Origin of the sequence: Citrobacter sp. LUTT5 (genome assembly GCF_009905315.1) — a bacterium.
Taxonomy (GTDB): domain Bacteria; phylum Pseudomonadota; class Gammaproteobacteria; order Enterobacterales; family Enterobacteriaceae; genus Citrobacter; species Citrobacter freundii.
Genome location: NZ_CP047606.1, coordinates 4576989 through 4600943, shown reverse-complemented (window position 1 = coordinate 4600943; position 23955 = coordinate 4576989). Strand labels below are relative to the sequence as shown.

The following is a 23955-nucleotide window of genomic DNA, read 5'->3' as shown; positions in this document are numbered from 1 at the left end:
ATCAGCAGTCCATCACAGGAATGTAAATGCAAAATGTCAGAAGCCGTTCATATTTGTCATATTGCGATTTTTCTTCACGGAGCGTGATATGCCGCAACCGGGACGTCACTTTTTCGCCAGTGCGCGTGGACGATTGCTGTTCTTCAATCTGCTGGTGGTGGCGGTCACGCTGATGGTGAGCGGCGTGGCGGTGCTGGGGTTTCAGCACGCAAGCCAGATCCAGGAGCAGGTGCAGCAGCAAACCGTTGACGACATGACCGGCAGCATGAACCTGGCACGGGATACGGCGAACGTCGCGACAGCGGCGGTGCGGCTGTCGCAGGTAGTCGGGGCGCTGGAATACAAAGGGGAAGCGGAGCGGCTGCAGGAGACGCAAAGGGCGCTGAAGCAGTCGCTGGAACAACTGGCTACCGCGCCGCTGGCACAGCAGGAGCCGGTGCTGGTCGAGCGAATTATCCAGCGCAGCCAGGAGCTACAAAGCAGCGTGGAAGGTATGTTGCAGCGCGGTCAGCGGCGGCACCTGGAACGTAACGCGCTGCTCAGTTCGCTGTATCAAAATCAAAGCTATTTACGTCATCTGCAAAAGCTCACCGGCGCGCAGGACGATGTGCTGCTGGGGCAGATGGACCGCTTAATTGTTGCCGCCATCGACACGCCCACGCCGCGTTCGGTGGTGAAACAACTGGATGCAGTGATGCCCGTTCTTCCCTTGCTGCATGCCAATCCGCTGATTAGTGGTATCCTCAACGACTTCAACCAGGAGCTGCATAAGCTGGAGCCGCTCTCCTCCGCGCTGGAGCAAAGTGATTTGGCCATCAATTGGTATATGTTCCACATCAAAGCGTTGGTGGCGATCCTCAACAGCGATATCAACCAGTATGCTTCGCAGGTGGCGCTGATCTCAGAGCAGCGGGTGGCGCAGAGCCATCAGGAACTGCAATCCGGCGCGTTGTTTATTTTAGTGTTTGCGCTGCTGGCGGTGGTGATCACCGGTTTTGCCGGGTGGTATATCTACCGTAATCTCGGCTCCAACCTGACGGCCATTTCGCGGGCGATGACCCGGCTGGCGCACGGTGAATCAGACGTCAGTGTCCCGGCCCTGCAGCGGCGCGATGAGCTGGGCGAGCTGGCCCGCGCCTTTAGCGTCTTTGCCCGCAATACGGCATCGCTGGAGCACACCACTCGACTGCTAAAAGAAAAAACCAGCCAGATGGAAATCGATCGCACTGAGCGTCAGGGGCTGGAAGAAGCGCTGTTGCACAGCCAAAAGCTGAAGGCGGTGGGGCAACTGACGGGTGGATTAGCGCATGATTTCAATAACCTGCTGGCGGTGATTATTGGCAGTCTGGATTTGGTGAATCCGGAGTCGCCCGATGCGCCACGGGTCAATCGGGCGCTAAAAGCCGCCGAGCGCGGGGCGCTGCTTACCCAACGGCTGCTGGCCTTTTCGCGCAAACAGTCATTGCACCCTCATGCGGTGGAGCTGAAAACCTTGCTGGAAAACCTGGGCGAACTGATGCGCCACTCTCTTCCGGCCACGTTGACGCTGGAGATTGAAGCCCAGTCGCCTGCCTGGCCCGCGTGGATTGACGTCAGCCAACTGGAAAACGCCATTATCAATCTGGTGATGAACGCCCGTGACGCCATGGACGGGCAGGCGGGCACGATAAAAATCCGTACCTGGAATCAACGGGTTACGCGCAGCGATGGGCGTAAGCAGGACATGGTGATGCTGGAGGTAGCCGACCAGGGAAGTGGGATGTCGCAGGAAGTGAAAGCGCAGGTCTTCGAGCCATTTTTCACCACCAAACAGACCGGCAGCGGCAGTGGGCTTGGGCTGTCGATGGTTTACGGTTTTGTGCGCCAGTCCGGTGGCCGGGTGGAGATTGAAAGCGCCCCCGGGCAGGGAACGACTGTCCGGCTGCAACTGCCTCGCGCCGTTGTTCCGGTGCAGGCTCAAGTGGAAGCGGTAGCGCAACACACAACGACCAACGATGAAAAACTGGTGTTGGTGCTCGAGGATGAGGACGATGTACGCCAGACGTTGTGCGAGCAATTACACCTGCTGGGCTACCTGACGTTAGAGGCCGCCAACGGCGAACAGGCGATGCATATGCTGGCGGCTTCATCCGAGATTGATATTTTTATCAGTGACTTAATGCTGCCTGGTGGTTTAAGCGGCGTGGATGTGGTTAACCATGCCCAGGCACATTATCCGCAGTTGTCCATCTTGCTGATGAGCGGTCAGGATTTACGCCCGGCGCATAACCCGGCGCTGCCGGATGTGGCACTATTGCGTAAGCCTTTTACTCGGGGAGAGCTGGCGCAGGCGCTGCGGCATTCGCGTAATTGAGATTCCTCCGCTACCCGCGCAAATACGCTTTGGTTACCGTGGGGCGAGTTTCTTGATGAGGCTGGTTTTATGCAACGCTCCGCGACATTCCTTCTTTTTAGTTTGCTGATGCTGACCACCGTATCGGCGCAGGCGGATATTATCGATGACGCCATTGGTAATATTCAGCAGGCGATAAACGACGCATACAAACCGGACAACGGGCGGGATTATGATGATTCCCGTGATGAAAGCTGGCGGCGCCAGATGAGTGACGACCGGCGCAGGCAATATGACAATCGCCGCCGCCAGTTTGAAGATCGACGTCGCCAACTGGATGACCGTCAGCGCCAGCTTGATCAAGAACGGCGTCAGTTAGAAGACGAAGAACGCAGAATGGAAGAAGATTACGATCGTTAACTGTAACTATCTAAATGTAAGAATATTTTATCCCCTGTAAGGGATTTCGCTGTCAGCTCAACATCTCGCCATTTTATGTTAATGCATGCACTTGAGCACAGTGCATGTATGCATTGCAATCTCTCTATGCTTATGGAAAAGTCGCCTGACTGTCGTCTTGTCGGCCGGATAAGATGTTTTCATCGCATCCGGCAAATTTCCTTACTCCAGCATAATCTCCATTCCGTCATATCCTGCCTCAAACCCTGCGGGAAGCTGGTTTTCCATCATCCACAGGTCGAACTGATGGCTGATATGCGTCAGGATCACCCGTGGACAGCGGATAATGTCGTTCAACGCGATAACGGTATTTAAATCACAGTGATTGCGCGGTGGCTCGGCGCGCGGGGCATGGCTGCAGTCGATGATAATCACCTGGGGTTGGTTATTGTGGAGAAACTTCAGCGTCTTGTCGGGAAGTCCGGCGGTATCGGAGAGCCACGCCACGCGGCTATGTGCGGTCTCCAGCAGATAACCAAACGTCAGCTTTGAATGGTTGAGCGGTAGCGGCGTGACCTGCAATCCTTGCAGGTCAAACACTACGAATGGCGCGACGGTATGGCTAAAATCGAGGATGCCGGGATGCTTAAACAGATCGTCGCAACCCTGTTCATCCGGCGGTCCGTACACCGGGATAGTCGCCCCCACGCCCCAGCGCAGCGGAAACAACCCCTGCACGTGATCCATATGATAGTGGGTCAACAGAAACTGCTGGAAGCTGCCCGCTGGCCAGTCGTCCATCAGATGCAGGATCCCCGCGTCCAGCAGCGTCACCGCATTGTTGAATTTGACCACCCCGCTACAAGGGCGTCGACGATATTGCGCCTGTAAGCGTGCTCTTTGGCAGGCCGCACAGTCGCAGCCAAATGTCGGCACCAGCTGTGCGCCGCCCGTTCCCGTTAGCGTAATGGTCAGACTCATGGCTCCCCCTACAGCGGTTTGGTGAAGCGAAAATGGCTCATGGTATAGCCTTCGCGCTGGTAAAAACGGTGTGCGTCAAGGCGTTGGGTGCTGGTGGAAAGCTCGGTGACTTCTGCGCCCGCTTCGCGTGCGGCGGCTTCGGCCCAGGCCAGTAGCTGGCTGCCGACCCTTAACCCTCGCGCCTGCGGCATCACCACCAGTTCCTGGATTTCGCCAATCCAGTTGGCGTGGTGCAGATGAAACTGCAGGTGTAGACCGATCAAGCCGACGACCTGTCCGTCGATCAGTGCCAACTGGTAGTGCATATTGGCATCTTGCAGATTAGCGGCGTAACCAGCGCTAAAAGCCTGCAGGTCAAATTGACCCTGCTTCAACTCGCAGATGAGCGCGTAAACCGCATCGGTATCGTAGAGCGTGGCGCGGCGTAATTCACAGACAGACATGTTTCTTCTCCTTGCGTCCCATCAGTGCGAGCAGTGTATCGACAGACTGTAGCAAACTACCATCGTTATTCAGGACGTGGCAGTCATACGGGGCGTAGCGGGCTGCGCGTTCAAGACGGGCGGCGATTTCCGTTTCGCTCTCCCGCCCACGAGCCTGCAGGCGCTGGCGGAGAATTGCCGGAGAAACCTGTAAGCAAATGGGAAGCAAAGAAGCGCCATAACGGGCCTGCGCCTGGGGCAGATGCGCACGCGAGCCGTTGACCACCACATCAAAACCAGCGTGCAGCCAGAGGTCTATCTCCACGCCGATGCCGTAGTAGAAGCCGTTGGCGTGCCAGCTCAGCGCCAGCAGATTCTGCCCGGCGCGGGTAAAAAACTCTGGTTCACTTAGCGCAATATGATTTTCATTCCCGGCGTTGGCGGCGCGGGTGATGTAGCGATGCGCCACCAGCAGTTGCGCCGGTTCCTGCTGGCGCAATTCTGCCAGCAGACTGTCCTTACCGGAGCCGGACGGCCCCATCAGCCAGATCAGTTTACCCATAGTCAGAATACCCTTTTGCCCTGACGCCAGACGTGGTCGATATGGATGTTGCCGCCTTTGCGATGCGCCAGCACCAGATCTGCGCGTTTACCTTCGGCAATAACGCCGCGATCGTCGAGATTTAAGGCCCGCGCCGGATTGCGGGTCACCAGACGAATAGCCTGCGACAGCGTAAAGAGGTTAGCGTCGTCATCCGCTACGCGAAATGCCGCATCGAGCAGGCTGGCGGGGTAGTAGTCGGAGGAGAGAATATCCAGCAGCCCCAGCTCAGCCAGCCTATGTGCCGCCACGTTGCCGGAGTGAGAACCGCCGCGCACGATGTTAGGTGCGCCCATCAGCACGTTCATGCCATGCTGGCGTGAGGCATCGGCGGCTTCGAAAGTTGTGGGAAATTCGGCGATCACGCTGCCAAGTTGATGCGATTCGAGCACATGATCGCAGGTGGCATCGTCATGGCTCGCCAGCGCAATCTGGCGCTCACGGCACATCTGGGCAATCGCCGTGCGGTTGGGCTGTGACCAACGCGCAGCCAGCGCTAACTGTTCTTCTTCATAACGGGCCATCTGCTCGTCGGTGAGCGAATACTTGCCCTGATAATACTCGCGGTACTTCTCACGATTGGCGAACTGACGCTGGCCGGGGGAATGATCCATCAGCGACACCAGCGTCACCGGCTCACGACCAACCAGTTTTTCAAACAGCGGCAGGGTAGTGTGATGCGGCAGCTCGCAGCGCAGGTGCAGGCGGTGCTCGGCGCGATTGACCCCACGCTTTTGCGTCTCTTCCACCGCGTTGATCATCTTCTCCAGATTTTCCAGACGGTCACCACCGTCGCGCACATCGCCAATCGCCACTGCGTCCAGCACGGTGGTAATGCCGCTGGCGACCATTAGCGCGTCGTGGCTGCTCATTGCCGAGTGGGCAGGCCAGTCTACCTTCGGGCGCGGGGTAAAAAATTTGTCGAGATTATCGGTATGCAGCTCGATAAGCCCTGGCAGCAGCCAGCCGCCTTCGCCGTCCAGCGCCTCAGGTAGGCTGCTCGGACTTTCAGCAAAGGCGCGAATGACCCCGCCCTCGATTTCCAGCGATCCTTGCACCACGTCATCTTCCAGTACCAGCTTTACATTATTGATAATCATGCTGTTGTTCCCATCAGATGCAGACGATCCGCTACGCGGTCGCGCACGGTTTGATCGTGAAAAATACCGACAATTGCTGCGCCGCGGGCTTTTGCTTCTTCAATCAATGCGACGACGGCGGCGCTATTTTTGGCGTCCAGCGAGGCGGTGGGTTCATCGAGCAGCAGAATCGGGTAATCGACGATAAACCCGCGGGCGATGTTGACGCGCTGCTGTTCGCCACCGGAGAAGGTCGACGGTGCCAGGTGCCACAGCCGCTCCGGCACGTTCAGGCGGGTAAGTAGGTTAGCCGCTTTGGCTGCACACTCCTCACGGGAGACACCCAGATCCAGCAGCGGTTGCATCACCACATCCAGCGCGGAAATCCTCGGGATTACGCGCAGGAACTGGCTCACCCAGCCGATGGTTGAACGGCGAACTTCCAACACTTTGCGCGCCGGGGCCTGCACCAGATCGACCCACTCATCGCTGTGGCGAATGTGGATGTGTCCTTCATCCGGCAGATAGTTGGCGTACAGCGATCGCAGCAGCGTGGATTTGCCGCTACCCGAGTGACCGTGCAGCACCACGCATTCGCCGTTTTTCACTTCCAGCGTGGCGTTTTGCAGCACCGGCAGACGCACGCCGTTTTGCTGATGCAGGACAAAGGTTTTACTGACATTTTCAACGCGGATCATTTGAGCCTCATGGTTCTTATTGCCGGATGTTGCTGTGCTTATCCGGCCTACAAACAGCGCCCCGTAAGCTGCCATCCGGCATCCGATGTTTAATTTTGCAAAACGGACGACACCAACAACTGGGTGTACGGATGGTGCGGGTCGTCGAGCACGCGGTCGGTTAACCCACTTTCCACCACCTGACCCTGCTTCATCACCAGCAAACGGTCTGCCAGCAGACGCGCCACACCCAAATCGTGGGTGACAATGACCACTGCAAGATCCAGTTCCACCACCAGGCCGCGCAGCAGGTCCAGCAGTTTGGCCTGTACCGAAACGTCCAGCCCGCCGGTGGGTTCGTCCATAAACACCAGTTTGGGATGGGTGACGAGGTTGCGGGCGATCTGCAGGCGCTGCTGCATACCGCCGGAAAAGGTGGTTGGCAGGTCGTCGATACGCGAGGCAGGGATCTCCACCTCCTCCAGCCAGCGCTGCGCGGTGGCGCGGATGTCGCCGTAGTGACGCGCGCCAGTGGCCATCAGGCGTTCGCCGATATTGCCTCCGGCGGAGACCTGACGGCGCAGGCCATCCAGCGGATGCTGATGCACCACGCCCCATTCGGTGCGCAGCAGACGGCGACGGTCGGCCTCGTTCATGCCGTACAGCGAACGGTTCTGATACAAAATCTCACCGCTCTGCGGCGTCAGCCGTGAAGAGATCGATTTCAGCAGCGTGGTTTTGCCAGAACCGGACTCGCCGACGATACCCAGCACTTCGCCTGGCCACAGGTCAAAAGAGACATCGCTGAAGCCCTTGCCCGGCGCGTAGAGATGGGTCAGGTTGTTGACTGAAAGCAGCGGTTGCGTCATTTGCTGAGGGCCTCGCTCTGTTGGCGACAGTAATCGGTGTCGGAGCAGACAAACATGCGTTTGCCGCTGTCATCGAGCACCACTTCATCGAGATAGCTGTGGGTTGAGCCGCAGATGGCACAAGGTTCATCCCAGCTCTGCACGGTAAACGGGTGATCGTCGAAATCGAGGCTTTCCACGCGAGTGTAAGGTGGAACGGCATAGATGCGTTTTTCGCGGCCTGCGCCAAACAGTTGCAGGGCCGGCATCATGTCCATCTTCGGATTGTCGAATTTTGGGATGGGCGACGGGTCCATGACGTAGCGGTCGTTGACCTTCACCGGATAGGCGTAAGTGGTGGCGATATGACCGAAGCGGGCGATATCTTCATACAGTTTCACCTGCATGATGCCGTACTCTTCCAGCGCGTGCATGGTGCGAGTTTCCGTTTCCCGCGGTTCGATAAAGCGCAGCGGCTCGGGGATCGGTACCTGGAAGATGATTATTTGACCTTCCACCAGCGGCGTCTCCGGGATGCGGTGGCGGGTCTGGATCAGCGTCGCATCTTCCGTACGCTCAGTGGTATTCACTCCGGTCACACGCTTGAAGAAATTACGAATCGATACGGCGTTAGTGGTGTCGTCCGCGCCCTGGTCAATCACTTTCAGCACGTCCGGCTCGCCAATCACGCTGGCGGTAAGTTGAATGCCGCCGGTTCCCCATCCGTATGGCATCGGCATTTCACGTCCGCCAAACGGTACCTGGTAACCGGGGATCGCTACCGCTTTCAGAATTGCGCGGCGGATCATGCGTTTGGTCTGCTCATCAAGATAGGCAAAGTTGTAGCCGGAGAGGTTAGTGGTCACGGGTGGCCTCCTGTTGCAGGCGTTTGAGCAGTTCCAGTTCGGCCTGGAAATCGACGTAATGGGGAAGTTTGAGGTGCGAAACAAAACCCGCCGCCTCGACGTTATCCGCATGCGCCAGCACGAACTCTTCATCCTGCGCCGGTCCTGTGACCGTTTCATCGTATTCGGCTGCCTGTAGGGCGCGGTCCACCAGCGCCATCGCCATCGCTTTACGTTCGCTCATACCGAACACCAGCCCGTAGCCGCGGGTAAAATGGGGGGATTCATTTTCTGGCGCGACAAAACCGTTGACCATTTCACATTCTGTCATCAGCAGTTCGCCGACGTTCACCGCAAATCCCAGCTCTTCCGGTACGGTTTCCAGTGCCACATAGCCGCTGCGGATTTCGGCGGCAAACGGGTGGTTGCGCCCGTAGCCGCGCTGGGTGGAGTAGGCCAGCGCCAGCAAATATCCCTCGTCACCGCGCATCAACTGCTGCAGACGTGAAGCGCGTGAGCAGGGGTAAACCGGCGGCGTGCGGGTGATGTCGTCGGGTGTCGCGCCATCATCCTCTTCACGTTTAGCCAGACCCTGGTTCGCCAGCAGGGAAAAGACGTGCGGGGAGGCATCCTGCTCGCCGTCTGCGCTGCGCAGAGGCGGGGTTTCGCCATTGGCCAGTAAGGTAAAATCCAGCAGGCGATGGGTATAGTCATAGGTTGGCCCCAACAGCTGCCCGCCGGGAATATCCTTGTAGACCGCGGAGATTCTGCGTTCAAGACGCATTTCTGCGCTGTTAACCGGTTCGCTGACAGCAACCTTTGCCAGCGTAGTGCGGTAGGCGCGGAGCAAAAAGATGGCCTCGACGTTATCGCCGCTGGCCTGTTTGAGCGCCAGCGCAGCCAGTTCGCGGTCAGCGATGCCACCTTCGGTCATCACCCGATCAACGGCCAGGCTCATCTGCTGTTCGATTTGCGCCACGCTCAGTTCAGCAATGGTCTCATCGCCCCGGCGTCGGTTTTCCTGCAGGGCGTGGGCGTTGGCTATCGCCTTTTCGCCCCCTTTGACGGCGACGTACATCAGCACACCTCCACATGGGTGGTTCGCGGAATAGCCAGCAGGCGTTCGCCACAGGTGAGGATCAGATCCACCCCCAGTGGGAACGGGTGCGGGCGTTCGGTGAGTTCGTGAATCAGGCATTCCGGCAGCTGTGGCGCGATCATGCGCTCTTCGGCGATGCCCGCGCCGGTCAGACGCAGCATGCGTCCGCCGCTTAAGCCAGAGACCTGCACAATCAGCGTGGCGCTGGTTTCTGGTGCGGCGGCTGAACCGGCGGAGAGGGCGTTAAGCTGTTCGCTGCTGATACGTTCGTCGGCGACGGCAAAGGCCGCCAACTGTGGTTGATCCACCAGCGGCGCGTTGGTGTGAAAACGCAGGTTCTGCCGGGCGATATCGTTATCCATCGACGGCGCCAGCCAGACCGGCGTGTCGCCATCGACCAGGGTCAGCAGCACGCTGGTGGTCGCCAGACCCAGCGGCTGCCAGCCGTGTTTCAGCTGATGCAGGGCGACGATTACGCCCGGTTCGCTCATGGCTTTCAGCAGGCGACGAAAGCTCTGCTGAGCATCCTGAACGGGTAAATTAAATGCGGTCTGTAAGGTCATGCGTTATCTCCGCGTACCAGCGTGAAGAAGTCGACCCGGCTGGCGTTAACTTCGGCACAGCGTGCGTTAATCAGCGCATCGCGTTCCGCTTCCAGCGGGGCAATTAAGGTTTCCATTAGGTTCTGGAAATGCGTTTGTTCCTGCAGTAGCGCGTCAATCACCGCGCACTGCTCGGCATGTTGTTTGTTGCGTCCCAGCAGGTAGCTGTAACCCAGCGTGCCGCTCTTCAGGCGTACCACTGCGCGGGTAAGCGTGGTGTCACCGGCAAAGAAGCGGTTACCGGTACCGCCCATACGGGCCTGGATCTGCATCAGTCCGCTTTCCGGTGCGCGGATAAGTTCATAGTCCGGCGTCAGTTTGAGCTCGTTGATGCGGGCGTTCAGGGCATCGGCATTGCTGTAAGCCAGGGCGCGCATCCAGCGCTGGCGGGTGGCGGTATCGAAATGCATTCAGTGCTCCATAGTGAATTCGATCATGTCGGCGCGGGTCAGGCTGACGGAGTATTCCGCCGCGTGTTCTTCGCCTTCACGGTGGTTCAGGGTGCGCACGCACAGCAGCGGCGCCATATTGGGGATTTCCAGCACCTTGCTCTCTTTGGCCTGCGCGCGGCGGGCGCTGATGCGCGTTTGCGTGCGCAGCAGCGTCAGACCGGATTGTTGACGCAGATAGTCGTGCAGTGAACCGCTGTTGAAGCCTTGCAGCAGCGGCCACAGCGTGAGGTCGGAAAAATAGTGGTCGATCTGGCACAGTGCGATCCCGTTAACCCGGCGCAGGGTGCGCAGGTGAATCACGTTATCGCCCTCGTTTATGCTGAGCGCATCGGCAATGTGGCTGGAGGCCGGACGCAGCACCGCCAGCAGTTTTTCGCTGGTGGGGTGGCTGCCCTGGTCCAGCAGGTTCTGACTAAAGCGTGCCTGGGCATTAAGCGGGTAATCGAACGGGCGCATCAGCACCAGTACGCCGACTCCCTGGCGACGCTGAACCCAACCGCGTTCAACCAACTGGTCAATGGCGCGGCGCAGGGTGTGGCGGTTTACCTCGAAGCGCGCGGCAAGCTGATGCTCGGCGGGCAGATAGTCACCGCAGCGATAATGTTGACGTAGCTCCTGCTCAAGTCTCGCAGCAATTTCCTGATAACGCGTTGGATAACTGGTCGGATGTGTAGACAAGTGCATAGCAATCAATGCCTCGCTAATCAGATAAAGTGCTTACGCAAACGCTGGGAAAGGAAATCCAACAGGCTGACGGTGACGATGATTAACACCATCAGGGCGCAGGTTTGCTGGAACTGGAAGCCGCGAATCGCTTCCCATAAGGTCACGCCAATACCACCTGCGCCCACCATGCCGACTACCGTGGCTGAGCGAACATTGGATTCAAAGCGATACAGCGAGTAGGAGATAAGCAGCGGCATGACCTGTGGCAGAACGCCGTACAGAATCTCTTCAATTTTGTTGGCTCCGGTGGCGCGAATACCTTCTACCGGACCCGGCTCAATGGCTTCTACCGCTTCGGAAAGCAGCTTGGAGAGTACCCCGGTAGTGTGGATAAACAGTGCCATCACCCCGGCGAATGGCCCTAACCCGACGGCGACCACGAATAGCATCGCGAAGACCATTTCATTGATGGCGCGGCAGGCGTCCATCAGGCGGCGCATCGGCTGGTAAATCCACCACGGCACCAGGTTATCGGCGCACATCAGGCCGAAGGGAATCGATAGCACCACGGCGAGGGCAGTTCCCCAGACGGCAATTTGCAGGGTGACGGCCATTTCACCGAGATAGTCCTGCCACTGGCTGAAGTCCGGTGGGAAGAAGTCGGCGGCGAAGGTTGCCATATTGCCGGAATCTTCGATCAGCGTGAGCGGAGCCATTTCGGCACCTTTCCACGAGACCACCAGTACGGCGAGCAGAATGGCCCAGCTCAGCAGCGAGAACCAGCTACGTTTGGGCGGGGCGACGGTGATGGTTTGCATGTTTAGCTCCGTGCATAGGTTATTGCCGGATGGCGGCGCAGGGGCCTTATCCGGCCTACAAAACATCGTAGGCCCGGTAAGCGAAGCGCCACCGGGCACCAGGGTTACTGCACCGCTTTGGTGACGCTGGTCATAGCGCCCAGTGCGGCGGTCAGACGGTCAAGGTCATCGAGCTGCGCTTTCAACGCCGAGGTTTTGCTGGTTTTCTCTTCCTCGTTCAGCCCTTTGTTGTCCTTCACACCCTGCATCTCTTTAAACAGTGCCAGCTGGCGAATCGGCACCAGTTGCAGATCGCTGGAGGCGCGGAACGGTGCCCATCCAAGGCGTTCCAGTACGGTTTTCTGTTCCGGCGTTTTGCCGTAATTCATAAAGAAGTCGTACACCTTGTCCTTGGTGGTTTCGGAGAGGTTTTTACGCCAGACGATCGGATCGCCCGGGATCAGCGGTGACTTCCAGATCACCTTCAGCTCTTTCAGCTTTTCCGGCGCGGAAGTTTTCAGCTTGTCGAGGTTTTCGGTGTTGTTGGTGGCGACATCGACCTGCTTGTTGGCGACTGCCAGGGCGTTGGTTTCGTGTCCGGCGTTAACGGTGCGTTTGAAATCGCTCGCGGAGATGTTGTTTTTGGCAAAGACGTAGTAGCCGGGAACAAGGAAGCCTGACGTTGAGTTGGGATCGCCGTTGCCGAAGGTCAGATCCTTACGTTTGGCGATCAGATCGTTCAGGTTATTGATCGGACTGTCTTTGTTAACGATCAACACACTCCAGTAACCCGGGGATCCGTCGGCGGCGACGGTCTGGGCAAACACTTGCCCGTTAGCGCGATCCACCGCTTCCATTGCCGAGAGGTTGCCGTACCAGGCGATATCCACTTTGTTAAAGCGCATGCCCTGGATGATCCCGGCGTAGTCCGGGGCGAAGAAGGCGTTCACTTTCACGCCCAGTGATTTTTCCATGTCCTTCAGGAACGGTTCCCACTGCGGCTTCAGGTTTTGCTGTGACTCGGTCGAAATAATGCCAAAGTTCAGCGCTTTTTCTTGCTCTTCGGCATGCGCCGGGCTTAACAAGGTACTGACGCTAAACATGCTGGTGAAAGCCAGCGCGGTAACTGTCTTATAGCTCATGTCGTTTCCTTAATTAGTCATTGTTCCAGGCTATTTCACTTGCCAGCCTGAATCCGGGCAGTGCTCAAAATCCTCACGTACTGCGTGTACGCTCCGGTTTTTCCGCGCTGGCCGTCTCCAGCCTGGCTGCGCCAATAACGCCTGGTTTTTTAGAACTATGCAGCCTGCGCGTTCTGTTCGACGCGGTTCATGCTGCGGTAAAGATGGTCAAAACGATCGTTATCAAAATGCTGGCTGCTGCCATCAAAGAAGACGTTGCCCTGGCGCAGCGCGACGATGCGTTCGCAGTAGCGCAGGGCGTAATCCACCTGATGCAGCGTGACGACTACGGTGATGCCGTCGGTCTGGTTGATGTCGCGTAGGGTGTCCATCACGATGCGTGCGGATTCCGGGTCCAGTGAGGCAATCGGCTCATCGGCAAGGATCACTTTGGCCTGCTGCATCAGCGCGCGGGCGATTGCGACGCGCTGTTGTTGTCCGCCCGAAAGCGTGGAAACACGCTGGTATGCAAAGTGCGCCATGCCAACGCGGGTTAACGCTTGTAATGCACGCTGTTTCTGCTCAGCGGTAAACCAGCTAAAACAGGTGCGCCAGAACGGTGTACTGCCGAGCGCGCCAATCAGGACGTTCTCCAGCACTGTCAGGCGGTTCACCAGATTGAACTGCTGGAAGATGTAGCCGGTGTGGGCGCGGCTTTTGCGGATATCGCGCGCCAGGCGGCCTTCATGTTGAACGGTGCGACCCAGCAGCTCGACGCGGCTACCGGGTGATTTATCACCGACGATCAAACCGCTTAAATGACGTAAAAGGGTGGATTTGCCGGAGCCGGACGGCCCAAGCAGAGCCACCATCTCACCGGAACAGATGTTCAGATCAACCGCATTGAGCGCCTGATGTTGTTTGAAGGACTTGGAGAGTTTTTCGACGCGAATAATCGTTTGCATGCTGCGGCCTCCCTAAAAAAGTGGCCCCATCGTGGCGGATCAATGTGACGTTTTCGTTAAGGGATAGTTACTCGATGATGAAGAGTTGAGCGCTATTTGATGACAGTACGGGAGGGCTGGCCTCCCGTTGGATTACTCTGTAGGGGGTTGCTGTTGTTTGATGACGTTGATCATCCACGGCACGCCATACTGGTCGCTCACTTTACCGAAACCGTGGGCCCAGAAGGTTTCCTGCCAGTCCATTTCGATTTTTCCGTTTGCTGCCAGGTTATCAAACCAGCGTTTGCCTTCATCGACGTTTTGCGTGTCGAGCACTAGCGTAAAGCCAGAGTAGTGAGCATTTCCGTCCGGGGCGCTATCGCTCATCATGATGTCGCTGCCCGCAACGCGCAGGTTGGCGTGGGCAATGGCGGTATCGGGGAATTTCATGCCTGAAGGGCAACCATCTTCACTATCCTGCGCCGATTTGGGCATTTCACCGAAGTTGATTTTGTAGAGCAGTTCAGCGCCTAACGTTTTTTGATAGTAGGCGATAGCGTCAGCGCAGTTGCCTGCAAAGGAGATATAGGGACTTAACGGCATAATCTTTACCTCAGGTAAAAGAAACCAGTTAAGTGTAGTTATCGTCTGCATAAATAAACCAGGCGGGAAGTATGAGCTTCCCGCCTGGCAGATGAGCTGGTGTAGACCTGATGAGCGTAGTGCCATCAGGCAATTTGCATCAGTTCTTTTTCACAAACTCAGATTTCAGCTTCATTGGGCCAAAGCCATCGATTTTGCAATCGATGTTGTGGTCACCTTCAACCAGGCGAATGTTTTTCACTTTGGTACCGATCTTCAGCATGGAAGAGCTACCTTTTACCTTCAGGTCTTTCACGACGGTAACGCTGTCGCCGTCGGCCAGCAGGTTGCCGTTGGCATCTTTAACGATCAGTTCGTCGCTGTCCTGTGCCGGTTCAGCATCGTTCCATTCGTGCGCGCATTCCGGGCAGATGAACATGCCGTTATCTTCGTAAGTGTATTCGGAGTTGCATTGTGGGCAGTGTGGTAATGACATGTGGATTTCCTCAAAAGTCAGCAGGGGCAAATGCGCCCAAAAAATGGCAGATTGCCGAAAAAGGCCGCAATTATACATAAAATCCCTGCTTTTGTCGGGACTACTGCGTGATTACGCAAATGATCTGCTGTAAAGACCCTTTGCTTTTACCTCAATGAAAGTATGGGGTAATATTTTTTAAGGGAAATTGCTACGTCAGGTTATTTAAGATAAGGTGAGGCGAAATATCTGATATTCATAGGTAACATCGCCTGCGGATGTCTAAGTCATTGTGATTGAATATCTCAATCCCCCTTAATTTTAGTAGGGGGATTAAGCTGGCATTTTTTAAAACTGAACTACGCTGTTTATCTTTCTTACTTATTACATAAGTGAGAGGTTTCAGGCCAGCGGTTGTACGCCAAACTTATTTTAATAATATCAATTGGTTGTTTTGATTTTAATTATTTCCACACGTAATTATAAAAGCCAAAAAATCTATAAATAAAACGATTGGGCTAAATAAAAGCAATGCTATTTGCGTTAAGGAAAGATTTTCCATGCACACACAGACAATATATGAATTAAGTCAGGAAGCGGAACGCTTGCTGATGCTCTCGCTTGAACATCTCAGGCAATTGCAAAAATTGCCCATGACGTCGTTGGATGATGTCGCGCTAAAACAAGGAGAGCATAGCAGTCAGGTTGTTCAGCCTCTGCACTTCAGCGCGCGTGGCATGGATGTCCAGCAAGCAACGCTCAATAATGAGTTGCGCAAGATTACGCGTCTGGAAATGGTGCTGGCGATTGTTGGCACGATGAAAGCGGGAAAATCGACGACGATTAACGCGATTGTAGGGACAGAAGTTTTACCTAATCGTAATCGCCCCATGACGGCGTTACCAACGCTAATTCGTCATACGCCGGGGCAGAAAGAGCCAGTCCTGCATTTTTCACATGTCGCGCCGATTGATGCCTTAATGAAGGTTTTACAGCAGCGTGTGCGCGAGTGCGATCGCCTGCGTCTTACGCAGACCCTGGAAATTGACAAGGATATGAATGTCCTGCTGCAGCATATTGAAACCGGCGTGGCATTTGAACGGTATTATCTTGGCGCACAGCCTATTTTCCATTGCCTTAAAAGTCTGAACGACCTGGTGCGCCTGTCAAAAGCATTGGATGTTGATTTTCCTTTTGCTGCCTATGCCGCGATTGAGCATATTCCGGTTATTGAGGTTGAGTTTGTCCATTTGGCCGGACAAGCAAGCTACCCAGGGCAATTAACGTTGCTGGATACGCCGGGGCCGAACGAGGCGGGACAACCGCACTTACAAAAAATGCTTAATGAACAGCTGGTACGGGCCTCTGCGGTGCTGGCAGTGTTGGATTACACCCAATTGAAATCTATTTCTGATGAGGAAGTGCGTCAGGCGATTATGGCGGTTGGCAAGTCAGTACCGCTGTATGCGCTGGTGAACAAGTTCGATCAGAAAGACCGCAACAGTGACGATGAAGAGCAGGTGCGGGCGTTGATTTCTGGCACGTTGATGCAAGGTGGCATTGCCCCTGAAAGAATCTATCCGGTTTCCTCAATGTGGGGCTATCTGGCAAACAGGGCGCGTCATGAGCTGACGGCCCGTGGGCGACTGCCGGATCATCAGGTGCAACGTTGGGTGCAGGATTTTGCCGAAGCGGCGCTTGGCAGACGCTGGCGCACCACCGATCTTGAAGATACGGAGCATATCCGTCATGCCGCCGACCTGTTGTGGGAAGACTCGCTGTTTGAACAGCCTATCCAGAAAGTGATTCACGCCGCTTACGCCAATGCATCGCTGTATGCGCTACGCTCAGCGTCACATAAGTTATTGAACTATGCGCAAAGCGTGCACGAATATCTGGAGTTTCGTGCCCACGGGTTAACGGTCGCCTATGACGAACTGCGGCTGAACATCACGCATATTGAAGAGGATATGCAGCAGTTAGAAGTGAGCCAGGGGCGGGTGAGCGATGAAGTCAGCCATGAAGTAGAACTGGCGCTGGAAGCTGCTGCAGCCTATCTCAGAGAGCAACAAACCGAGATTCTTTGCGGTATCAACACGTTCTTTGTCAAAGAAAACGTCCTGATGATGTCACAACATAGTCTGGGAACTGGCGTCTCCTCGGCAGAAATGGCCGGAGAAATGCTGGTGCTGCACGATGAAGGCCAGGCGAAAATTGTGTTAGATAAAATTCGCTCGTCCTGTGAGGGGGTATTGCTGGCGGCGCAGGAAAGCATCAGCCGTGACTTAGCCCTGCGTTTTGAACAGCTTGAGTCGACACTCTCCCGGGCGCTAAATGACGCGATGCGGCCAATTGAGCAAAGGGTGAAAGAGGAGCTAAACCACGCCGGTTTTCGTGCGCGGATCCGTTTTCCAGCGTTCCATACAGCGATGTTTAATTTCAATACCCGCCAATTGTTTAACGAGGCCATTGAGCAGGATATTCCGGCAGAAAATGCGCCGTCTACTGGTGGTGCGGTGCGTGACACTTTCTCTCGTTGGCTAAATCAACCCAACTGGGGATGGAATGATTACGTCGAAACAAAAACGCGTTATCTCATTGATATGGGCGCTTTGCATAAGAACCTTGTGCAGTATGTCTCCCAGTTTTGCCAACAAATTCGTAAAGCTTTAGTTGCTCAGGTCGATATTTCCGTTACGGCAGGCATGGCCACGTTTTTTGCAGATTTTTCACTGTGTCTGGCGCAATTACAGGCGAGCCTGAGTGAGAGTCTGACGCTACGCCAACAAAATGAATCCGCGGTGAATGCAATGAATGAGCAATTGCAGCAGCGCATTACGATTGCGGCATGGCTTTATGAAGATTCCCGTTTGCTGCGTGACGATATCAATACCCTTTTTGCAACCGAGCACACATGACTAACGTTTTACTGGAAGGCCCCGGGAGGACGCTGGAGTGTGTCTACCCGAAGTTTATGGTCGATCTGGTTCAGGGAGATGAAACCAAACGTTCCGGCGGTTTTCTGCAACAGCAGCAGCGGCTTCGCGCGCGTCTGACGCAGGAGGTGTTATCCCAGACACAACTACGGGCGTGGGTGATGGCGGGAGTATCCAGCGAGCATCTGGTGATGCGTCTTAAGCTGGTAGAGAAATTGGCGGGCATGATCGACCCAGGCCATCTGGCGCTGGTGCGTATTGCCGAAGGGCTGAGGTTTTTACAACAAACCGAACACCCGCGTGGGCTTTCAACCCCCGGTCTTTTACAACAAATAAATTCACTGACTGACTGGTTTACCCAACGCGCTGCGTATAAAGAGAAGGCGCTGACCCAGCGTGGCCTGACGGTTCAGGCGGGCGAACACAGCGAACAAATTTTTACCCGCTGGCGGGCTGGCGCATATGACGGTTGGTCGTTACCTGGACGCTGTTTTGTTGCGCTGGAGGAGTTGCGCTGGGGAGCCTTCGGTGACGCCTGCCGGTTAGCGAATGCCGATGTGGTGTTAATGCTAAAAGACAACCTGCGAACCATGGCCGCTCAGGCGTTGGCGGACAGCGTGAATGCGGCGCCTGCTACGCGTCATTACTATCATCATTGGCTCAGCACGCCAGTTGTCGGCGGATCGGGCGAGTATAACGATATGCTGAGCTGGTTAGGCGACTGGTGCGATGCGCAGCGTCATCCGGTGAGCTGGTCGGTGACGCAGCGTTGGCAAAATGTGGCGTTAGGAATGCCGCGATTGTGTTCGGCGAAACGACTGGCTGATGCGATGGTTGAGGAGATTTTTGCACCGTCCCTACTCATCAATTGAGCAGGGACGGTCAGTGGGGCTAAGACAGAGTTAGTGGTGCAGAGAGTCTGCCGGGGTGGCCACCGTCTCGTTGGCGACCAGGTTTTTATTAAAACGTTTGGCGTACAGCGCGGTGATAATCGGCACCAGAATGGCGGTGACAATTACGCTGGCGGCAACCAGCGCCGTAGCGGATGCGGCAACCGGTTCGAACGCCGGGTTAATCTGGGCGATAATCACCGGGTTTGCCACCGCAGCGCCTGCTGCTGAAGAGGCTGCCACGCCTGCCGTACCGTTCCCGCCACCAATAACACGGTCTGCAATAATCAGCGGGATACCGGTGATGACGATAACCGCGACACCCAGCAAGATACCCAGCAGACCGGTATCAACGATTACGCTCAGGTTAATGGTGTTACCCAATGCGAAGCCGAAGAACGGGATCAGCACCGGTGTGGCTTTGCTGAAGAAAGAACGCAGGTCATGATCCAGGTTGCCTAATGTAAAGCCAATCAGGAACGGTAATACCGCGCCGATGAAATGGTGTGGCTCGAAGGAGGCCAGACCCGCGGAGCCGAGGATCACCATGGTCATTAACGGGCCGGATTCCAGAGACATCAACACAAATGCGCCGGACTCTTCTTTGGTGCCGTACTGGTTCATCAGGCTGGCGTACAAACCACCGTTGGTCATGTCCATTGCGGAGACAATTGCCAAAACTGAGAGGCCTGCAAAGAACCCGGTTTGAATACCGGTATCAGGAATGAATGAAGCCGCAATCATTGCCACTACCCACGCCACGGCTATTTTGGTTATTACCAGCGTACCGGACTTGCGTAATACCGTGCCGGTTGCCCGTAAATCAATAGATGCGCCGATACAAAAAAACCACACTGCCAGAATCGGTACCGTTCCGCTGATCATTCCTTTGGTAAACGAACCGAAATACGCACCGGTATCCGGAGCTAACGTATTTAACACTGCGCCTAATAACAGAGGAATCAACATCATTCCGCCGGGGATGCGTTCAATCGTGGCTTTAATTTTCATAAACGTCCTCATGTCTTGTCGCCGCTAATACTAGCGCAAGAGGGTAAAAATTAATAAATTCAAATGGTTACTGGTTTCTCTTAACAAAGAAAATCGCTATCTCTTTGTTTTATAAAATCTAACGCGGCATACGTTGAGCGTGTTGCTGCTCCCAGGGATATTGCGTCTGGAATTAGTTTGCATTCATGGGAACGTTGATTCAATCAAAATAAAACGATGTTTTAGTTATCTTCATCACATATTCCGAGCAAAAGTTCCCGGTCGCTCTGATTATTAAAAAAGCTGTGATCTTTTTGTGAAGGGATTAGGTGTTTTTTTTGCTAGCAGAATAATAATGACCGCTGTGATTGTTGGTGCAATAAAGCGATTTATTCTTGTATTTAATTGTCAGTAAATCACAAGCGTTACATGTAAAAAAGATGACTAAGAATGACCTAATTTACGCATGTTGACGAAATGAAAAACTATATGTGAAGTTGATCACAAATTTAAACGCTGTTAGGGTAAAGAGGTCATTAACCGCCCAATCAGGCGTCAACAGGTTCGGTTGTACTGTGCGTTTCTCGTCAGTGTAAGTAAACCTGCTACGCTTGTTACAGGGAATGCGCCTGTGCGTTCCCCGCTCGGTGATGACCTTGACGCATGGGCGTTGGGGGATTCGAACTGGAGCGTGACAGGGCTAAGTCTATGAGGACGAGTATGCTAAAAAGGAAAAAAATAAAACCGATAACGCTACGTGACGTTACCATCATTGATGACGGTAAATTGCGAAAAGCCATTACCGCAGCGTCGTTAGGTAATGCGATGGAATGGTTCGATTTTGGTGTTTATGGATTTGTTGCTTACGCATTAGGTAAAGTGTTCTTCCCGGGGGCTGACCCCAGCGTGCAGATGGTTGCTGCACTCGCCACCTTCTCTGTTCCCTTTCTGATTCGACCGCTTGGCGGATTGTTCTTCGGTATGCTCGGCGATAAATACGGTCGTCAGAAGATACTGGCTATCACCATTGTGATTATGTCGATAAGTACCTTCTGTATCGGTCTTATTCCCTCGTATGCCTCAATTGGTATTTGGGCGCCGATTCTTCTGCTGCTGTGTAAGATGGCACAGGGATTCTCGGTCGGCGGAGAGTACACCGGGGCGTCGATTTTTGTCGCGGAATATTCGCCGGACCGTAAGCGTGGATTTATGGGCAGTTGGCTGGACTTCGGCTCGATTGCCGGGTTTGTGCTGGGTGCGGGCGTGGTGGTTCTGATTTCAACCGTCGTCGGCGAGGAAAATTTCCTTGAGTGGGGCTGGCGTATTCCGTTCTTCCTGGCGCTACCATTAGGGCTGATTGGTCTGTACCTGCGTCATGCGCTGGAAGAGACGCCGGCGTTCCAGCAGCACGTGGATAAACTGGAGCAGGGCGATCGTCAGGGTCTACAGGAAGGTCCGAAGGTTTCGTTTAAAGAGATTGCGACTAAGCACTGGCGCAGCTTGTTGGCATGTGTTGGTCTGGTGATTGCTACCAACGTCACCTACTACATGCTGCTCACCTATATGCCGAGCTACCTGTCGCATAACCTGCATTACTCCGAAGACCACGGTGTGTTGATTATTATCGCCATCATGATTGGTATGCTGTTTGTGCAGCCGATTATGGGGTTGCTCAGCGACCGCTTCGGGCGTCGTCCGTTTGTGATCATGGGCAGTATTGCGCTGTTTGTGCTGGCGATTCCGGCATTTATCCTGATTAACAGTAATGTTATCGGTCTGATTTTCGCCGGGTTGCTGATGTTGGCGGTGATCCTCAACTGCTTTACCGGGGTGATGGCGTCCACGTTACCGGCAATGTTCCCGACGCATATTCGCTACAGTGCACTGGCCGCCGCGTTTAATATCTCGGTATTGATTGCTGGTCTGACTCCGACATTGGCCGCATGGCTGGTGGAAAGCTCGCAGAATCTGATGATGCCTGCTTATTATCTGATGGTGATTGCGGTGGTTGGTTTAATTACCGGCGTGACCATGAAAGAGACCGCCAATCAGCCGCTGAAAGGGGCCACGCCTGCCGCTTCGGATATTCAGGAAGCGAAAGAGATCCTCGGCGAACACTACGATAACATTGAACAGAAAATCGAAGATATCGATCAGGAAATTGCTGAACTACAGGTTAAGCGCACGCGTCTGGTGCAGCAGCATCCGCGTATTGATGAGTAATCGTGTCATTGCCTGATGGCACGCAGCTTTTAGGCCTACGGGTAGCATTGTACTTTGTAGGCCGGATAAGGCGTCAGCCGCCATCCGGCGCGTGGCCTTAAGGTTGGCTTAATATCCTTCAGGCAAACTCTCCTCCATGGTTTCGGAGGAGAGTGTCATGAAAACCCGTATTTATGAAAGTTTGACCACCGTGTGCAGTTTGCTGATCGTCAGCAGCTTTTTGTATGTATGGGTGAGCTCTTACTGAATTTTCGCCAATTCCACCCATGCGCGAGTGCCGTTGGCTCCCTGGCGATTTTGCAAATAGAAATGCCCTTGATGTAACTGGGTGATGCGACTGACAATGCTCAGCCCCAGTCCAATTCCGCCAAAGCGGCTGTCCATACGCACAAACGCTTTACTCAACTCCCCGCATTTACTTTCATCAATGCCCGGCCCTTCATCTTCAACGGCAAGGACGGCATCATGCTCTGTGTTCAGGCTAATCGTAATATGGGTGCCTTCCGGGCTGTAACGATGCGCGTTTTCCACCAGATTTCGTAGTAGCATCCGCAACAGCGTAACATCACCAGGCACGACAACGTCCGCCGCGCTTTGTGGCAGGAGCAGCGTCTGTTTACGTTGGTCCAGCATGGTGCTGAGTTCATCGTAGGAGGGCAGAATAACATCCTCCAGCAGCTTGACATGCTGGTAGCTCCCGGCCGAAAACGACTGTCCGACGCGGGCGAGTTGCAGCAGTTGCGATACGCTGTCCATCATTTGATCTAGCCGGGCAATTAGCGGCGAAACGTCGACCTTATGGGTTTTGGATAATAATTCCAGATGCAGGCGCACGCCTGACAGCGGTGTGCGCAGTTCGTGAGCGACATCGGCGGTAAATAAGCGTTCGTTTTCAATCGTGCTGGTTAGCCGCGTTACCAGGTCGTTGAGCGCGGAGACAACCGCCTGGATCTCAATGGTTGAGTTGTGAATTTCAATCGGGGTCAGGTTATCGGCTGCCCGCGCCTCCAGCTCTTTTTGCAGATCTGCCAGCGGACGAGTAATACGTCGCACTGCCTGGTAGCAAATCAGCAGCGCCAGGCTGACCATAAAGATGCCGGGGACGATCAGACTGGCGATGGCCTCGCGGATCTCATGCATGATGTGGCGATCGTTGTTGCGATTTTCGCGCAATGCCTGTTCGAATAACTGTATTTGCTCGGTACTTTCATGCCACAACCAGAAAGTGCTAATCAGCTGAAAGACCAGCAGAATAAGACCAATCGTCAGCATCAGGCGATGACGAAGCGGGAGCGGTTGTTTTAGATATTGCAGCAGCTTCACTTAGCTTTCCTCAGTGGCAACCAGCATATAGCCAAATCCCCTGACCGTGCGGATGCGAGATTTTCCGACTTTGTCGCGCAGGTTGTGAATGTGCACTTCCAGCGTATTGGTCGACGGTTCGTTATCCCAGCTGTAGATGTCGTTATACAAAATTTCCCGGTGTACCGGGCTGCCCGCTTTGAGCATCAGGCGCGACAGGAGTGCGTATTCTTTCGGCGTTAAGATAACCTCTTGCCCGTCCATCCACACCTGGCGACGACCGATATTCAGCGTCAGATTGCTGACAATGAGTTCACTTTCACCCTGATTGTTGTGACGACGCAGCAGTGCCCGGATGCGGGCGTGCAGTTCTTCCAGTGCGAACGGTTTGACCAGGTAGTCATCTGCCCCCACGTCCAGCCCACTGACCCGGTCCTTCACCGTATCGCGGGCGGTGAGGATAAGTACCGGCACGGTGTATTTTTTCTGTCTGATTCTGTTCAGAAAGTGCAGGCCGTCTTCATCCGGTAAGCCCAGGTCGAGGACCACCAGACTGTAATGTCCGCTCTCCAGACACTGCTCCGCTGCGCGGGCCGTTGATACGCCGTCGCAGGCATAGCCTTCTGTTTGCGCGGCGAGTATCAGTCCCTGTAATAACAACGTATCATCTTCAACAATCAGGATTTTCATTC

The 23955-nt window shown here is 54.9% G+C and carries 25 protein-coding genes; 6 read left to right on the top strand and 19 right to left on the bottom strand.

The genetic code is table 11. The features are described 5' to 3' along the window. Nucleotides 1-88 precede the first annotated feature (88 nt). Nucleotides 89-2353, top strand: a complete 2265-nt coding sequence (locus GUC46_RS21940; RefSeq protein WP_160180724.1) for a hybrid sensor histidine kinase/response regulator — start codon at nt 89-91, stop codon at nt 2351-2353. Between the two features lie 69 nt (nt 2354-2422). Continuing rightward, entirely contained in the window at nt 2423-2752 is a 330-nt protein-coding gene (gene yjdP / locus GUC46_RS21935) for a DDRRRQL repeat protein YjdP (RefSeq protein ID WP_130715350.1), read from the top strand. Nucleotides 2753-2953: 201 nt separating this feature from the next. On the opposite strand, the gene phnP is transcribed toward yjdP, so the two are convergent. The 16 genes from phnP to GUC46_RS21855 all read right to left on the bottom strand — a co-directional run bounded on the left by phnP (nt 2954) and on the right by GUC46_RS21855 (nt 14943). Beyond that, nucleotides 2954-3712, bottom strand: a complete 759-nt coding sequence (gene phnP / locus GUC46_RS21930) for a phosphonate metabolism protein PhnP (protein ID WP_130715349.1) — start codon at nt 3710-3712, stop codon at nt 2954-2956. A gap of 8 nt (nt 3713-3720) precedes the next feature. Further along, nucleotides 3721-4155: an aminoalkylphosphonate N-acetyltransferase gene (gene phnO / locus GUC46_RS21925; protein ID WP_003031809.1), complete on the bottom strand. Its 435-nt coding sequence runs from the start codon at nt 4153-4155 to the stop codon at nt 3721-3723. Then, nucleotides 4142-4696, bottom strand: a complete 555-nt coding sequence (gene phnN, locus GUC46_RS21920) for a ribose 1,5-bisphosphokinase (RefSeq protein WP_003844764.1) — start codon at nt 4694-4696, stop codon at nt 4142-4144. The genes phnO and phnN overlap by 14 nt, the downstream gene beginning before the upstream one ends. Before the next feature lie 2 nt (nt 4697-4698). Beyond that, on the bottom strand, nt 4699-5835 hold the full coding sequence (gene phnM / locus GUC46_RS21915; RefSeq protein ID WP_130715348.1) for an alpha-D-ribose 1-methylphosphonate 5-triphosphate diphosphatase: 1137 nt from the start codon (nt 5833-5835) through the stop codon (nt 4699-4701). After that, a complete protein-coding gene (phnL, locus tag GUC46_RS21910) occupies nt 5832-6512 on the bottom strand; it encodes a phosphonate C-P lyase system protein PhnL (protein ID WP_003841104.1) in 681 nt (226 codons plus the stop codon). The genes phnM and phnL overlap by 4 nt, the downstream gene beginning before the upstream one ends. A gap of 89 nt (nt 6513-6601) precedes the next feature. Next, nucleotides 6602-7360, bottom strand: a complete 759-nt coding sequence (phnK, locus tag GUC46_RS21905; RefSeq protein WP_003844769.1) for a phosphonate C-P lyase system protein PhnK — start codon at nt 7358-7360, stop codon at nt 6602-6604. Further along, a complete protein-coding gene (phnJ, locus tag GUC46_RS21900; protein WP_231040655.1) occupies nt 7357-8148 on the bottom strand; it encodes an alpha-D-ribose 1-methylphosphonate 5-phosphate C-P-lyase PhnJ in 792 nt (263 codons plus the stop codon). Before phnJ ends, phnK begins: the two co-directional genes overlap by 4 nt. A 46-nt stretch (nt 8149-8194) precedes the next feature. Then, nucleotides 8195-9262, bottom strand: coding sequence for a carbon-phosphorus lyase complex subunit PhnI (locus tag GUC46_RS21895; RefSeq protein ID WP_130715347.1), 1068 nt, complete (start codon nt 9260-9262; stop codon nt 8195-8197). Then, complete coding sequence (gene phnH / locus GUC46_RS21890) at nt 9262-9846, bottom strand: phosphonate C-P lyase system protein PhnH (protein ID WP_032938144.1); 585 nt, start codon at nt 9844-9846, stop codon at nt 9262-9264. The genes GUC46_RS21895 and phnH overlap by 1 nt, the downstream gene beginning before the upstream one ends. Beyond that, a complete protein-coding gene (gene phnG / locus GUC46_RS21885) occupies nt 9843-10295 on the bottom strand; it encodes a phosphonate C-P lyase system protein PhnG (protein WP_048241771.1) in 453 nt (150 codons plus the stop codon). Before phnG ends, phnH begins: the two co-directional genes overlap by 4 nt. After that, on the bottom strand, nt 10296-11021 hold the full coding sequence (phnF, locus tag GUC46_RS21880) for a phosphonate metabolism transcriptional regulator PhnF (protein WP_003031826.1): 726 nt from the start codon (nt 11019-11021) through the stop codon (nt 10296-10298). Between the two features lie 20 nt (nt 11022-11041). Beyond that, nucleotides 11042-11821 (bottom strand): phosphonate ABC transporter, permease protein PhnE, encoded by a 780-nt coding sequence (gene phnE, locus GUC46_RS21875; RefSeq protein ID WP_003841119.1) that lies wholly within the window; start codon nt 11819-11821, stop codon nt 11042-11044. Between the two features lie 104 nt (nt 11822-11925). Beyond that, nucleotides 11926-12942 carry a phosphonate ABC transporter substrate-binding protein gene (gene phnD / locus GUC46_RS21870; RefSeq protein ID WP_130715345.1) on the bottom strand — a complete coding sequence of 339 codons (1017 nt, stop codon included), beginning with the start codon at nt 12940-12942 and terminating at the stop codon, nt 11926-11928. A 155-nt stretch (nt 12943-13097) separates the two neighbouring features. Then, nucleotides 13098-13886 (bottom strand): phosphonate ABC transporter ATP-binding protein, encoded by a 789-nt coding sequence (gene phnC, locus GUC46_RS21865; RefSeq protein ID WP_130715344.1) that lies wholly within the window; start codon nt 13884-13886, stop codon nt 13098-13100. 132 nt (nt 13887-14018) lie between these two features. Then, nucleotides 14019-14468 (bottom strand): VOC family metalloprotein YjdN, encoded by a 450-nt coding sequence (yjdN, locus tag GUC46_RS21860; RefSeq protein ID WP_130715343.1) that lies wholly within the window; start codon nt 14466-14468, stop codon nt 14019-14021. A gap of 139 nt (nt 14469-14607) precedes the next feature. Next, entirely contained in the window at nt 14608-14943 is a 336-nt protein-coding gene (locus GUC46_RS21855; RefSeq protein WP_003031835.1) for a zinc ribbon domain-containing protein YjdM, read from the bottom strand. Nucleotides 14944-15482: 539 nt separating this feature from the next. On the opposite strand from GUC46_RS21855, the gene crfC reads away from it, so the two are divergent. Further along, nucleotides 15483-17840, top strand: a complete 2358-nt coding sequence (crfC, locus tag GUC46_RS21850) for a clamp-binding protein CrfC (protein WP_130715342.1) — start codon at nt 15483-15485, stop codon at nt 17838-17840. After that, on the top strand, nt 17837-18730 hold the full coding sequence (locus tag GUC46_RS21845; protein WP_016149425.1) for a diguanylate cyclase regulator RdcB family protein: 894 nt from the start codon (nt 17837-17839) through the stop codon (nt 18728-18730). The genes crfC and GUC46_RS21845 overlap by 4 nt, the downstream gene beginning before the upstream one ends. Nucleotides 18731-18760: 30 nt before the next feature. Here GUC46_RS21845 and kdgT read toward each other — a convergent pair whose 3' ends face one another. Next, the gene (gene kdgT, locus GUC46_RS21840; RefSeq protein WP_003841132.1) at nt 18761-19759 is read right to left on the bottom strand and encodes a 2-keto-3-deoxygluconate transporter; all 999 of its coding nucleotides are present in this window, start codon (nt 19757-19759) and stop codon (nt 18761-18763) included. A 699-nt stretch (nt 19760-20458) separates the two neighbouring features. Here kdgT and proP point away from each other — a divergent pair. Then, nucleotides 20459-21961 (top strand): glycine betaine/L-proline transporter ProP, encoded by a 1503-nt coding sequence (proP, locus tag GUC46_RS21835; protein ID WP_003841133.1) that lies wholly within the window; start codon nt 20459-20461, stop codon nt 21959-21961. A gap of 157 nt (nt 21962-22118) precedes the next feature. Continuing rightward, entirely contained in the window at nt 22119-22208 is a 90-nt protein-coding gene (pmrR, locus tag GUC46_RS21830) for an LpxT activity modulator PmrR (RefSeq protein WP_008321468.1), read from the top strand. Here the strand turns inward: pmrR and pmrB are convergent. Then, nucleotides 22202-23233 (bottom strand): two-component system sensor histidine kinase PmrB, encoded by a 1032-nt coding sequence (gene pmrB / locus GUC46_RS21825; protein WP_247752780.1) that lies wholly within the window; start codon nt 23231-23233, stop codon nt 22202-22204. The genes pmrR and pmrB overlap by 7 nt on opposite strands. A gap of 51 nt (nt 23234-23284) precedes the next feature. Continuing rightward, on the bottom strand, nt 23285-23953 hold the full coding sequence (gene pmrA / locus GUC46_RS21820) for a two-component system response regulator PmrA (protein WP_003031849.1): 669 nt from the start codon (nt 23951-23953) through the stop codon (nt 23285-23287). Nucleotides 23954-23955: the final 2 nt, after the last annotated feature.